Source organism: Clostridium sp. AF20-7, assembly GCF_003479275.1.
In the GTDB taxonomy this organism is placed as follows: domain Bacteria; phylum Bacillota; class Clostridia; order Lachnospirales; family Lachnospiraceae; genus Otoolea; species Otoolea fessa.
Genome location: NZ_QUGF01000002.1, coordinates 280,000 through 293,475, shown reverse-complemented (window position 1 = coordinate 293,475; position 13,476 = coordinate 280,000). Strand labels below are relative to the sequence as shown.

Annotated in this window: 11 protein-coding genes; all 11 read left to right on the top strand. The window is 49.4% G+C overall.

What is annotated here, in order from left to right:
• The first annotated feature begins 342 nt into the window (after nt 1-342).
• The 11 genes from DWX68_RS02995 to DWX68_RS02945 all read left to right on the top strand — a co-directional run bounded on the left by DWX68_RS02995 (nt 343) and on the right by DWX68_RS02945 (nt 13,325).
• The gene (locus DWX68_RS02995; RefSeq protein ID WP_118628574.1) at nt 343-1,566 is read left to right on the top strand and encodes a type II secretion system F family protein; all 1,224 of its coding nucleotides are present in this window, start codon (nt 343-345) and stop codon (nt 1,564-1,566) included.
• Between the two features lie 104 nt (nt 1,567-1,670).
• The gene (locus tag DWX68_RS02990; RefSeq protein WP_107000049.1) at nt 1,671-2,108 is read left to right on the top strand and encodes a prepilin-type N-terminal cleavage/methylation domain-containing protein; all 438 of its coding nucleotides are present in this window, start codon (nt 1,671-1,673) and stop codon (nt 2,106-2,108) included.
• A gap of 407 nt (nt 2,109-2,515) precedes the next feature.
• Nucleotides 2,516-3,049 (top strand): type II secretion system protein, encoded by a 534-nt coding sequence (locus DWX68_RS02985; RefSeq protein ID WP_107000048.1) that lies wholly within the window; start codon nt 2,516-2,518, stop codon nt 3,047-3,049.
• A 118-nt stretch (nt 3,050-3,167) separates the two neighbouring features.
• Nucleotides 3,168-3,944, top strand: a complete 777-nt coding sequence (locus DWX68_RS02980) for an A24 family peptidase (RefSeq protein ID WP_107000047.1) — start codon at nt 3,168-3,170, stop codon at nt 3,942-3,944.
• Between the two features lie 13 nt (nt 3,945-3,957).
• Complete coding sequence (locus tag DWX68_RS02975; protein WP_182426172.1) at nt 3,958-5,019, top strand: pilus assembly protein PilM; 1,062 nt, start codon at nt 3,958-3,960, stop codon at nt 5,017-5,019.
• A 12-nt stretch (nt 5,020-5,031) separates the two neighbouring features.
• A complete protein-coding gene (locus tag DWX68_RS02970) occupies nt 5,032-5,658 on the top strand; it encodes a hypothetical protein (RefSeq protein ID WP_107000045.1) in 627 nt (208 codons plus the stop codon).
• A complete protein-coding gene (locus DWX68_RS02965; protein ID WP_118628573.1) occupies nt 5,655-6,350 on the top strand; it encodes a hypothetical protein in 696 nt (231 codons plus the stop codon). The genes DWX68_RS02970 and DWX68_RS02965 overlap by 4 nt, the downstream gene beginning before the upstream one ends.
• Before the next feature lie 3 nt (nt 6,351-6,353).
• Entirely contained in the window at nt 6,354-7,229 is an 876-nt protein-coding gene (locus DWX68_RS02960; RefSeq protein ID WP_118628572.1) for a hypothetical protein, read from the top strand.
• Nucleotides 7,219-7,644: a hypothetical protein gene (locus tag DWX68_RS02955; protein ID WP_147354937.1), complete on the top strand. Its 426-nt coding sequence runs from the start codon at nt 7,219-7,221 to the stop codon at nt 7,642-7,644. Before DWX68_RS02960 ends, DWX68_RS02955 begins: the two co-directional genes overlap by 11 nt.
• Nucleotides 7,645-7,655: 11 nt before the next feature.
• Complete coding sequence (locus tag DWX68_RS02950; RefSeq protein WP_118628570.1) at nt 7,656-8,327, top strand: type II secretion system protein; 672 nt, start codon at nt 7,656-7,658, stop codon at nt 8,325-8,327.
• Between the two features lie 81 nt (nt 8,328-8,408).
• The gene (locus tag DWX68_RS02945; RefSeq protein ID WP_118628569.1) at nt 8,409-13,325 is read left to right on the top strand and encodes a prepilin-type N-terminal cleavage/methylation domain-containing protein; all 4,917 of its coding nucleotides are present in this window, start codon (nt 8,409-8,411) and stop codon (nt 13,323-13,325) included.
• Nucleotides 13,326-13,476: the final 151 nt, after the last annotated feature.

Genomic DNA, 13,476 nt, shown 5'->3' with positions numbered 1-13,476 from the left:
AGAAGATAAAAAGAAACGGGAGCTATTCTTTTGGGAGTGTCAGGGCGGGACGTACCATTTCCGCTCTGATGATCTATATACCTGAAATAGTCTGGAAAAGAAAGAAAAGTCAGATGTGTTGGTGAAAATATATACAAAAATAGATTGGCAAAAACAAAACACGTATAGAGAAAATAGCAAAAAAAAGCCGATCTAGATGCGTGTTTCGTATAAAATATCCAAAAGATTGACGGCATATTTACAAAAACAAACAAAGATGTTAAAATAATGATAAAAAGGATGCAGATGGCGATGTACATACGGATGGCGTACAGCTGAATCCTGTGGCTGGAGGTATGAGAGATGCCAAATTTTTCATATAAAGCGCTGGGACGGGATGGAAAAGAAGTCCGGGGAGTGCTCCAGGCTGAGAGTGAAGCGGCAGCCGCTTCCAGAATCCGGGAAAACTATCCGATTCTTTTGAGCATCAGCCAAAAGAAAGAGAAGAAAAGACCTGATGAGGGCAGTCTCCTGGAAATGGAGATCGGAAGCAGGCGGATCAAGACGAAGAAGCTGGCGATCCTGTGTTCACAGTTTGCGCTCACCCTTCATTCGGGCATGACAGTGGCACACGCGATGCGTATGCTGGCAGATCAGAATGAGGACAAGCGGATCCGGAAGATCCTGGGGGCTGCGGCAGAGGAAGTAGCTGCAGGAAGTACCGTTGCGTCGGCGCTGGAAAAGTATATCGACCGTTTTCCGCTCACATTTATCGAGACGATCCGGGCAGGCGAGCAGTCTGGTACGCTGGAACGATCCTTTGACAGGCTTCAGAAGTTTTACGAAAAGTCCTACAAGACGACGGAGAAGATCAAGGGAGCGATGACCTATCCTTTGTTTGTCGTTGCGGTTGCGGTGGTTGTCCTGATTATCGTCATGGCGAAGGTTATCCCGACACTGGCAGATGTATTTGCCGATCTGGGCGGTACGCTGCCGCTGATGACGCGGATGCTGATCGCGACTTCTCATTTCTTCGCGAAGTGGTGGCTGCTGATGCTGGCGGTGCTGGCGTTTTTGAAGATTGGTTCGCAGGTCTACGGCAATACGCCGCAGGGACGGATTGAGAAAGAAAAGATCATGTTATCCCTTCCACTTGTGGGCGCGATCAACCAGATGAACGGCGCAGCGCAGTTTGCCAATACAATGTCGGTGCTTCTGGCAGCGGGTATCACGATCAATCAGGCGGTTGACACGACGGCGAAGGTCATGGACAATGCACTTCTGAGCGAGGATGTTCGCTCCATGCGCGAAGGAATCGAGCGGGGACGCAGTCTGGTGGAATGTCTGCAGGGAAAGAAATATTTCCCGCCGACGATGGTCGATATGTGTTCCGTCGGAGAAGAAACCGGTGAGCTCGAGGAGACACTGGACAATGTTGCCGATTATTACGCCAACGAGGCGGATTATCGAATTCAGCGGCTTCTGGCACTGCTGGAACCGACGATGCTGGTGGTGCTTGCGATTTTTGCGGGTATCATTGTAGTGTCGATTTATCTGCCTATCTTTACGATGTACGATCTGATGTAAGCGTAATTGACTGCACACATGTGAAATGTGATACAGCATAGGCTGGATGGCGCAGAGATAATTCTCTGTTCATTAATATAATACTATACAAGGAGATTGATTTTATGAAAGGTTTAATCAAGAAAGTTCGTGGGAACAAAAAAGGTTTCACACTGGCTGAGCTGTTGGTGGTTGTTGCAATTGTGGGCATCCTGGTTGCAATCTCGATTCCGGTATTTACGGCACAGCTGAGCAAGGCTAGAAAGGCTACGAATCAGGCGAATATGAGAGCAGCAAAGGCGGCAGCGGTTGCTCAGTATCTGACAGACAGTGCAGATTCAGCTTCAAAAATTGAATATGATTATGACATTAGTACAGGACAGGCTACTGTAGTAACGGGAAACAAAAAAGCTACTACAGAAAAAACTCTTGATGATGTTGATGGAAAAGAAAAGTACGATTTGTTTAGTGTATCAATTGAGCCGAGTAAAAATGGAACAGCATCTACTGATAAAGATGCAATCAATGGTGCGATTATTAAACTGTATGTTGGAAAACAATAAAATTAGTGTTCATAAATAACCACATACGTGGAGAAAATGGATGGGGTTTTTCCCATCCATTTTTGCTAAATGCGCCTGCCAGAGCTTTCATTTGTGGTGGTACACCTGACTGCCAGGCGCATGAAGGTTTAGAAGTAACTGTTCACAGGTAGGAATTTTCTGAACTGAAAATTCCGTACGATACAGTTCTGGCAGCAGATTTTGCCGATTTGGAATGCGCAGCATCGGCAAAATCCCGTTGCTGGGCACACGTGTGTGAACAGTAACGTTTAGAATGGAAGTGATGTTCACATCAGAAATTTTTCAGGATTTAAAAATCCATTCATTGTCAGATACATAAGCGTGACCTGCAACGCACGAATCAAAACAAAGTCAGCAGGTCATTTTGATAAAAAGTGGGTGAGCAAATGAAAAAGAACCAACACGGTTTTACACTGGCAGAGCTGCTGGTGGTGATAGCGATCGTAGGGATCCTGGCGGCGATCAGTATTCCGATTTTTACGGCACAGCGGAAAAAAGCGGTCATCGCAGCCAATCAGGCGAATGTCCGTGCGGCGAAGGCGGCGGCCGTGGCAATGCTGTATGGAAGCAAGGAAAGCCTGGAACGCTACGAGAACCAGCCGCAGAAGCAATACCGCTATTACCGATACAATGTAAAAGAGGGAAAGATTGTCTGTCAGGCAGAGGGAGAGAACGCGCACATTGAGTACGCACAGGGAAGTGGAACAAAGAAGGTAAATGACCTGGGGCAGGAATACCGGAAGACGGCGATGGAAGCCAAGACACCGTGTACAGATATTCTGGTTTACATCGGAAATCCGGCGGCTAATCCATATGCGAATACGTCTCCGCTTCAGACCGCTCCTTTCTATGAGGGAAATGAAGTTGGGGGAACCAGCCAGAATCCATTTGGTCCAAAGCCGGGATTTGGCGCCAAATAAAAGAAATGAAATTGGGCGTTTTAAGATAAAGATAGCGTTTTACATATCTTGGAAGATATAAAATATTGGGGATTTACAAACAGACAGAACATGGGTACGGACAGGAGATATTCCATTGATGCTGCATCAAACCACATTTTTAACAATTTACATTTTGATGATTACTTTTATTCTGGGCTGTGCGCTCGGAAGTTTTACAGACTGTCTGGCAGGGCGGATGTTAAACGGAACGTCCGTTTTGAAAGGGAGATCCCACTGTGATGCCTGCGGTCATGTGCTGGGAGTACTGGATTTGGTACCGCTTTTTTCACGGCTGTGCCTGCGGGGCAGGTGCCGTTATTGCGGAGCGAAGATCCCGGCGGAGGCATTCTGGACGGAACTTGTTTCAGGAATTGCATGCTGCCTGATTATGTACCGGTACGATGTCTCGGTGCTGGCACTGCGGGGAATTCTGCTCTGGATGGTGCTTTTATGTCTGACACTCACAGATCTGCATGCGTGGATCATACCGGACCGGCTTCAGATAGCCGGAATCCTGATCTTTTTCGGCACGGCGCTGGGCTTACCGGAACCGGGAAGACAGATGCTGCGGGGAGTTCTGACCGGTGCCGGACTGGCTGTCAGTATGCTGGCACTTTCCCTGCTGTTTGACCGCCTGACCGGAAAAGAAAGCTTGGGGGGCGGCGATGTAAAACTTTTTTTTGTGACGGGACTGTATATGCGTTCCGCCTGGGAGGTATTATTTTTCCTGATTCTCAGCTGTGTGCTGGGAATTGCAGGTTCTGTCATCGGTCGGAGGGAGAAAATTCCGTTTGGACCGGCGATTGCGGCGGCATGTTTTTGTATGCTGCTGTATGGAGATATATGGACACAATGGTATACAGGGCTCTTTTAAAGGGAGTGCAGAGATGAAGAATTGTTTAGGAATTGAGATTGGACATTACCGTATCAAGATTGCATATGCGGAAAATGGCGAGCTTCGCGAATTTATCAGCGAGCGGGTCGAGGGGATCGACCGGAACGATATGCGTCAATATGCGGATTTAATAAAGGATTTGTTGAAGGAGTATGCGATCCGCTGCCGGAACGTCGTGTTTGTCATCCGGCAGGAGGATGCGTATGTGCGGCGCTTTGAGCTGCCGCTGATGACGGAGGAACAGCTCCGGCTGAATCTTCCATATGAGTTCCATGATTATATCGGAAACGAGATGGATAAGTACGTCTTTGATTATGCGATGATCTATGCGGATCAGGAAAAAATGGATTTGATTGGTGCGGCGTGTACGAAAGAGCTGTCGCAGCAATTTGAAAAACTGGCCAAGATGGCACACTTGAAATTGGTCGGTCTGGTTCCGGCCGTGCTGGGACTGGAATGGATTCTGGAATATGCAGAAGAGAGAATGGCGGATGAGAAGAAGGCTTTGGAGACAAAGCTGAATGCAGAACCTCATAAAAAGGAAGAAAAAGAGAACGCAGAGGGGGCAGAAAAATCGGAAACTGTGAAAGACTATGCGATTCTCGATCTGGGAACCCAAGCATTGCGGATCCATTTCTTTCGCCAGGGGATCTATGATATTACCCGTACCATGGAGCCGGGCTGTGAGGAGATCGAGCAGATCCGTTTGGGAGATAAGAACAAGATGCAGGAACTGGGAATTGAGGTGGAGGAAGAAAACCGCGAGGAGACCGACAAAGAAAAGATGGCGGCTGTGCTGGAGGAGCAGTACCGGACCCGCGCCGTCCAGGTCATGCGAGTTTTGAACTTTTATAGCTTCAACAATGTGAATAATACGATCGACAGCCTCTATTATTGCGGCGGAGGCGCACGATACGGGGAATTGATTGATGCGCTGAAAGAAACGCTGGATCTGCCGGTGCGGAGTGTGGCGGAGCTTCTGCCGGAGGTCTCTTTGGATGAGGAAGACGAGTGGATCGACAGCCCACAGGCATACGGTGTATTACTTGCATAAGGAGGAAGAGCGGTGGCTGATTTAAAATCAATCGCGAATATGCAGATTGGCGGTCCGAAGTATCCGAAAAAACGGCGCATCAATCTGTATCAGAAGCAGACTAAAAAAGGGAAAATAGCGGCGGAGCTGGGCGCGTTTGCCGTTTTTATGGTTTTTGTCTACGGATTTTCGAGATTTGGCGTAATGCTTCCCCTGCAGGAGGCAGACCGGGCAGAGGCGGTTTATGCGGCGACAGAGAAGGAGCTTCGTACATTGGAGAAATCCAACGAGGTGTACGGTGAGGTCCTGGCAGAGTACGCGCATTATGGAAATGGGTATCTGAATGAGGAAGAGAGTAAGCTTCCGGACCGCCGGATGATGCTGGATTCCCTGAAATCACAGATTTTCCCGCTGACGGCAGTTTCGAGTGTTTCGATCACCTCGGATCAGATGTCATTGGAAGGAACCATTCCCAATGGTACACTCTTTTCGCAGCTGGTCCGTGATGCACAGGCGGATCCGAATGCGCGCTATGTGACCGCTTCGCTGGAGGAAACAGTGAAGAAAGATGGCGAAGAGAGAGCTCTGGCATCCTTGAAGCAGGTGGGAGTGTCAATGGCTGTATTTTTTAACGAACCAGAAGAGGGCAAAGAAAAATGAATTCGTTAGGGAAATATGTATTAACAAAAACACAGAAAATAGTGCTGCTGGTTGTAGTCTTTGCCCTGATCGCGGGCGGCTACTATGCCGGATTTTACCTGCCGGTGCAGAGGCGGATTGAGGCGGCGGACACGGCGGAGCTGGATGCCCAGATTCAGCTGGAGCAGATGAAAGCGATGCAGATCCGGCAGATGGAGGAAGAGATCGAGGAAAACAAGACATCGAATGCGCCGATGGTTCCGGCCTACAATCATTTCAAGACGGAGACGGAGGAGCTGAACCGTATTTTTGCGAATGCGTATGATTTTACTTTCCAGTATTCAGAGCCGCAGGTGGACGGAATGGAGATCCGCCGCGCGATGAATATTTCTTTTACGGTGGATTCGTTTGATCACGCTGTTTCGATGCTTCATGAGGTGGTCGAAGGACCGTACCGCTGTCTGATCGAGGATCTGAGCATTCAGGATGATAAAGATCTGGAAAATGAAGAGTTAGAGGATATCCGCATCCACTCAGTGGCGGTGGCGTTCCAGCTGACCTATTTTGAGACCCGCTACGATGCGGAATCGGAGGAAGGTCTGGAGCTGGAACCGGAGGAGACGCAGGCACCGTCGGGACTGGCGAATGCGGATGTGTCGAACCTGCAGCGTTCGGACCTTGAGACAGCGGCAGAGGCGGCGCTGGGAGAATAAAGCATGAAAAAAGCAGAGAACAGTGAAAAACGCCCGGAAATCTGGAGGCAGGTTTTCAGGCGTATGAAAAATCAGGATGGCGCCAGCTTGATGGCGGCGCTCCTGTTTTTTGTGTTTTGCGGGGTGGGCGCGTCGATCATTCTGGCGTCCGCTTCCGCGTCGGCTGGAAAGAACCGCCACCTCCCGAGGGAGGACCAGAAGAGGTATGCGGTGGACTCGGCGGCGGCATTTCTGCGGGATGAGCTGCAGAAGACGGAGAATATAGTCAAGATCAAGGAAGTGATCGTGCATGACAGCCGGGATGACGAGGAAGACGATAAGGATGATTTTTACTGCTACTACGTCGGCAGCCGGAAAAACACGGATAATGAGGCGACGTGGCAAAAGTTCTATGGAACGGATTCGGGTTTGTCAAGCGCAGAGAGTGGGAATAGCGCGGTTCTCGATTCACTGATCGTGGATATTTATAGAAATAATGAGTATCGGAAGCTGGCAGACGGGGAGAATGCATCGGAGGAAGAAATGGCGTACAAAGATTTTACCCTGTCAGTGAAGAAAGCCGGAACGAGCGGGAACACGATTGGTCCGTTAAAGACCAGTGTACGCCTGTGGATGACGGATCATTATAAAATCAAGGCGGTTATCTCAGATACAGTAACGGCGGATGACAAGAAGGAAGAGCGGTGCGAGAAACGGCTGGAGCTGGAAGCAGCACATAGCTCCGAGAGTGAGATGGTCACAGTAGAGGTCAAAGTAAAGGGCGATGACGGAGATTCGGATGACGATGATTCCTACACGATCACGACGACGACCATCATCACGACGATCCGCTGGCAGAACGGAACAATAGAGAAGGAGCTGCTGCAGGATGATAAGTAGAATGGAATGGGCAGCTGGAAGAAAGCTGCGTGCCAATGCGGGAGAGACGCTGACAGAGGTACTGATATCGGTTCTTGTGATTGCACTGGGAATGACGATGTTTCTGAGTGCATTTCTGGCGTCCGGCAGGATGCTGCATCAGGGCGAAGAGCAGATGGCGGGCTATTATGACAGCCGCAATCAGCTGGAGAACAACCGGACAGCGGAACAGGCGTCGGGCAGATATGTTCTGGAGCTGGAGGTATCTGGAACCGGCGGCATGAAGAAAAGCCTGGCGTCAAATGCCTACCAGACAGGCATACAGACGAATTACCGGACGGGACAGTATCCCATCGTACTGTATGTGAGCCAGGCTGATTTGGATGCAGAAGAGGAAGAGGTAAACTTACAAGATCTGCTTTACAGATACCGATAGAGGAGACAGAGATGGGACAGGAGAGAAGTGAATGCCGCAGATGCAGAAATAGGCATTGCAGGCAGCAGAAACAGACGGCATCCAAGGGTCACTGCAAGCTCTTTTCAGTATGTCAGAAAAAACTTCGGTCAAAGAACGGTATGACGCTGACGGAGCTGCTGGCGGCGATTGTGATTCTCGGCACGATCGGCACGGTGCTTGGAGGCGGCGTGATGATGGTAAAAAATGTTTACCAGAGGACGCAGGATCAGGCAGATGCAGAGCAGGCGCTGTCGCTCACGGCGCAACTGATGACCGATGAATTTGCCAATGCGCTGGAAGTGAAAAATTCTGCTGGGACTTCCGAAACAGGAGAAATGGTAACACCTCTTTTGCGGAGTGGAAACAGCCACCTGTGGCTGCACTTTAGTGCGACAGACTGGTCTGGCACGGGCATTGAAAAATGGTATGGGGATTATACTTACGATGATGCGTATAATAAGATACCTCTGCTGACGCAGGCGGCGATCTCGGATGAATATTATACGGCATTTGACGGCTATACCTATTCGGAGGAGACGGCGTGTTTTACGGTTCAAAATCTGGCGATCTACCGGAAAAAAGATACGATGGGAACTTCCCGGAAAGCGGTGGTAAAGCCGATTAACCTGACCGTGCGTGCAGTCAACCTGGATCAGAAATAAAATAAAAACTAACTGTTCAGCAGGTCTGCGCGTGACTGTGAAGGTACTGAACAGTTACAATAAAAAGAGGAACGAGGACAGATGGAGCAGAAGAGACAGAACAAACAGAAGAGAAGGGCGGCGTTTACGCTGGCGGAATTTTTGACGGTGATTGCGATTGTCGGTATTCTTGCCAGTCTTTCTTTTGTTGCGGTGATTCATTACCAAAGAAAGCTCCGCCGTCTGGAGATGGATCAGACGGCGAAGGAGATCTTTCTGGCGGCGCAGAATCATCTGACACTGGAGGTCTCCAGTGGAACGATTCCGCGTCTGCTCCATATGGAGGCACAGGGGGAATTTTCAGACGATCAAAAGCAGGCAAAGCTGGGAATTTCGGTAGAAAATACAGTGCTGGCGGAGGAGAAAGAGGGAAATATCTACGCGGTTCTCTATGTGCCGGAAAAACAGGCAGGGCAGCCTGAATCGGAACAAGAAGAGTCTGGCGGTGAGGCAGCGCTGGTGTCTGCGAATGTGACCGAGGAGATCCGGCAGCGCCTTCTTCCGTTTGGATCGATTGATGAGACCGTCCGTGCAGACGGGAGCTATCTTATTTTCTATGATCCGGAGGCAGGACTGGTCCGCGAGGTGTGGTATTCGGATCATTATCAGTTTGTGCAGACAGATATCGGAAGCGAGGCACTTCTGGCGGCGGCATCTGATGCCGGAAAACGGGAGCGGTTTACGGGTGCTAACTCCAATTATAAGGATCAGAAGCTGCCGATCGGATATTACGCATCAGGAAATCTGGAAGTCCCGGAACTGCCGGTGGAGGAATTCGAGGCGCCGACAGTGAAACTGGTGAATGATGATATTTTATATGCAAAAATCGAGGATCCGAATAAAAATGAACATTCACTGAGTCTGTTTGTAAAGGGAGAAAAGAGCGGTACAACCGGATACATCGAGATCAATCCCCAGGGAACCAGCCCTTCGGCGCGTGTGGCGAAGGTGTCCGGAACTTCGGGCGATTCGGATGGAACGTATCAGGTCATTCTGGATGACATAGCGGCGCCAGCCGGCACGGGCACAAGTACAGGATTCAAATTTATGGACTTCAACCAGCCGGCACAGACGGATATGACATTTCAGCAGGATGAAAGAGGTTTTGCCTCCTTTATTCCGGGCGAAAATATCTTTGTGTACGCGCAGGTTTTCAACAATGAAGCGCTTTCGCAGGTTAAGACGAGCAATATAGAATCCGGCAGCAGCCTCTTTGCATCGATCGGTACGGACCGAAGCGCTGGGATCGGCAGCTTCCGCCATCTGGAAAATCTGGATGAGCGGGTTTCAGGCTGGGATCCGGATCAGCTGTACACGGGAGCGGTGACTACATCCAAAACGGTTACGGCGATGCAGAATAGCGATTTGACCTGGAAAGCGGGAGAAAACACTGCGGACGAGAGCGGTTACTGCGGACATGTGGCGAAGCTGCATACGGCATTTGGCTCGAATTTTTTGAATCAGAATGCGGAAACCATCTCGATTGCCTACCGGGTGACGGATCAAACGAATGCAGATCGGACAAACCCGACGGCACAGACATATACCACGGAGGCGGGAAGCTATCTTCCGCTTAGCCTGCCGTATCCACTGGATTATCAGGGAAATACATACCGGATTGATGGTCTGCAGGTGGGAAAAACGACGGCAAGTTCAATCACAGCAGTAGATGGGACGGGCGGACTGTTTGGAACGGTAACGCAGGATATGAGTGTTAAAAATCTGCTGATCTGCCAGCCGGTGGTCCGGACGAAGGCGAGTGCAGGTGCTCTGATCGGTGCGGTGACGCCGGGAACGGATTCCCGGGGAACTACGAATCGGGCAACGGTGAAAATTAAAAATGTGCAGATTGAATATCCGCAGGTGCAGGCAGAGCAGACCGGCGCTTCTGCCGGTGCGTTGGTGGGCACATTTGAGGGCGTCACTCTGACCGTCCAGGATGCGCTGGCGGAGAACCATTTCCGTGATAAGCTGGGAAGCAGCACAGAAAAAGCGGCAGATCTGAAGCAGGAGGAAGAAAGCAAATACCGGATCCGCGCTTTAAAGGGAACGGCGGGCGGCCTGATCGGCACGGCAAAGGGAAAAATTTCCCTGACCGACAGCGCAGCGGCACTCTATGTGGAAGGTATGTATGCCGGCGGTCTGGTCGGAACTGCTGAGAAAGCAGCAGCTGCAGCCGCCGCAAGCGGTTCCACGGTGCAGATTCAGAGCTGTTATGTCGGCGGTCATACAGCAAACAAGAAGTTTGATACCTCCCAAAAACCAGGGAATGGGGCAAACGCCAATACAGCCTTTGAGAATCTTACCGGACGTTATAACGTAGCGGCATATACCGGCGGATTTGCAGGGGGTCTCGCCGCACAGCTTCCGGCAGACAGTCAGATAGCGAATACATATGTGTCGGCGTCGGTGTATTCGCCGACGGCTGAGGAAAAATCGGATGAAACGGAAGGTGGAAGCGGTACGGCGGCGGATGAAACAGAGGATCCGGCGATGAAAGCACCTGCGTTTGTTGCGTTCTATGATTATGCAAGTAGAACGGATGGAATACTTCCATCGGAGACGAGTGGTACGGGGACGAACAAAAAATCAGTTTATCCGGGGTGCTATGTGTGCAGTAAGGTGAATGAGAAGTATGTGCTTGCATATGACGAGGCTCTTGCAAGTCTGTTTGGTGTAAAGGATCCGAATGCAGATAGCAGTGAGGAAGAAAATAAAGATACGGAGGAAAAGCGGAATACATATCCGTATGATCCGGAATTAAAGAAGGCAGAAATACCGATTTATCCGATGCCGACGATCCAGAAAGTAGCGGAAAAACTTGCTGCGCAGGACGCTTCAAAGGGATTTTCCTGGTTTCTGAATAACCATGTCGGGGACTGGGACAAGGGCGAGAACGAAGAGGCGCTGCATACTGGAAACAGGCTGTATATCAATTATGTCTCTCCGTCTCCGCTTGAAGAAAATCAGAGAATACATCTGATATTTTCGATTACCGGCGAATTGAGCGGTAAAACGATGTGGTATGTTCTCCAAGTCAATACTGGTGATTTGCAGGAAAATACTCTGAGAACGGGATCGAAATTTTGCTTTGTAGATACGGAAGAGAAAGCTGCCAGCTGTGCAGAAAATGAGGCAAATGGCAGTTGGACGAGCTTTGCTGCAGAAAACAGGGTAAATCGTTTTGAAATAGGCATAACGGAAGAGAAAAAGTTGAAATTGCGTTTCTATCTGGATGATTTATCACGTGAGGGTGGAAATTTCTGTAGTCTGGGTACCTGGGGAGGTTATCAGCCGGGCGGTTACATAAATGGAGAAAATGTTATCGTAAAATTGAGCGAGGATGGCTATCCGCCGACAGAAAATACAAAGCTCTCATACAAGTTCAACAGCTGCTTTGCCGATGTAATTGAACGAAATGGTGATGGAACGGATACCTATACGGTTAAGGTCGCCAATGGACGTCATCTGCAGAATCTGAATTTCTGCGGAGAAGGCTATGGTGGTTTAAAGATCACACGGGTCATTCAGACCGATAATATTCTCTGGCAGGAGGATGATTCGATTACCTCACAGACGGAAGCGTATTGTAAAGAGGTGAAAGATGCATACGGAAAGATGACGATCTACAGTCCGGGAAATTCCAAGTATGAAGGTGGAAGTTTCTGGCCGATTAACAACCCGGATATTATCTCTTATGATGCGGAGGTGGATGAGAAAGAAAAAGCAAAACTGGATGAATGTTATACGATTGCAGGCTTAAAGATAACTCCTGTTGCCTGGAATGGTGCGGCTTTATTTCAGAAGACGGATCATCTGACGATATCAAACTTGAATCTGAAGGATCCGGACATTTCCTGTCAGGGGCAGAATACAGCAGGGCTAGTGGCACAGGCAGGTACTTCGGCGGACAGCTATCTAACGATTAAAAATATCCATATATATGGAGAAAAGTCCCGGATTTCTGGAACTATGGCAACAGGCGCGGTGGTTGGAAGCACGAATAATGGCAGTCTGACACTCGAACATGTAGTTGTAGATGCACCGACGCTGCAAATAAGCGGAGGAAAAACCGGAGGCTTGATCGGGGAGGCAAAAGTAAGTGATTTAGTGATGAATCACGTATATGTTTCAGGAAAGAATGTACGGATACAGGGAACTGATGATAGCGGAGGTCTGGTCGGCTTTGCCGAGAGCTCTGGTCAGATGAAGCTGGAAAACAGTTTCTTCTCTGGGTATGTGGATACAACTGAAACCGCTGGAGGTTTGTATGGATATCTGAAAAACAACCAGAATGGCGGAACTGCCGGGAAAGAATTCAGCATTGAAAACAGTTATGTCGGCGGACGGAACCGCTCTTACGGTTATACGGAAAGTGGTGCGGAAGTGCTGTCAGATAGAAGAAATGTGTCAGGCGGCTGGTGTGCCGGAGGTCTGGTGGGATGGATGGATGGTCCGATTTCGGTAATACGGAGTTTCAGTGCAGCGGATGTGTGTGGAATGAATCCATATAATGCCATCGCAGGTGGTTTATTTGGAAAATATGATTCTGCAAAACTGGTTCTTTCGAACTGCTATACAACAGGAAGTGTGAAAGCGGCTGGAACCTCAATGTTCCTTGGACACTATATTGGCCTGTTGAACGATATCTGGTGGTGGTGGCCGGACGCCCACATTCTTTCGGTCCCGGAAGAATGCTGGTATCTGCCAAAGCTAAGCGACGCAATCATCGGTGTACCTTATGTGGACGGCAGCTCTGTAAAGGGCAGCTATTCCAGTATTACTAGGACGAGTGCCGCTGACCTGTCCTCCAAAACAGGCACAAATGGCGTTGATCAGACGATTGTAATAGATGATTCTCTGCAAGGAAAAGCATATCCATATCCAATTTGGACGATCTACGAACCAGCAGCCGGGCAGACCGCTACACGCCTGTATGTAGGCGACTGGGAAGAATAAAAAATAGAAAACGAGTAAAACTGGAAACAGGCGCTATTCTACATATCGGGCGGAACCATCAAATTTTTGTCCGGCAGGCAGGATAGCGCTTGTTTTTATCTCAGTCGAGAAGACTCCCACCTCTTCAGGTGGTGAGTAATAGCAAATTTGT

Coding starts and splice junctions, on each gene's coding strand:
- DWX68_RS02995 (WP_118628574.1), top strand. CDS start 343: ATGCCAAATTTTTCATATAAAGCGCTGGGACGGGATGGAAAAGAAGTC.
- DWX68_RS02990 (WP_107000049.1), top strand. CDS start 1,671: ATGAAAGGTTTAATCAAGAAAGTTCGTGGGAACAAAAAAGGTTTCACA.
- DWX68_RS02985 (WP_107000048.1), top strand. CDS start 2,516: ATGAAAAAGAACCAACACGGTTTTACACTGGCAGAGCTGCTGGTGGTG.
- DWX68_RS02980 (WP_107000047.1), top strand. CDS start 3,168: ATGCTGCATCAAACCACATTTTTAACAATTTACATTTTGATGATTACT.
- DWX68_RS02975 (WP_182426172.1), top strand. CDS start 3,958: ATGAAGAATTGTTTAGGAATTGAGATTGGACATTACCGTATCAAGATT.
- DWX68_RS02965 (WP_118628573.1), top strand. CDS start 5,655: ATGAATTCGTTAGGGAAATATGTATTAACAAAAACACAGAAAATAGTG.
- DWX68_RS02960 (WP_118628572.1), top strand. CDS start 6,354: ATGAAAAAAGCAGAGAACAGTGAAAAACGCCCGGAAATCTGGAGGCAG.
- DWX68_RS02955 (WP_147354937.1), top strand. CDS start 7,219: ATGATAAGTAGAATGGAATGGGCAGCTGGAAGAAAGCTGCGTGCCAAT.
- DWX68_RS02950 (WP_118628570.1), top strand. CDS start 7,656: ATGGGACAGGAGAGAAGTGAATGCCGCAGATGCAGAAATAGGCATTGC.
- DWX68_RS02945 (WP_118628569.1), top strand. CDS start 8,409: ATGGAGCAGAAGAGACAGAACAAACAGAAGAGAAGGGCGGCGTTTACG.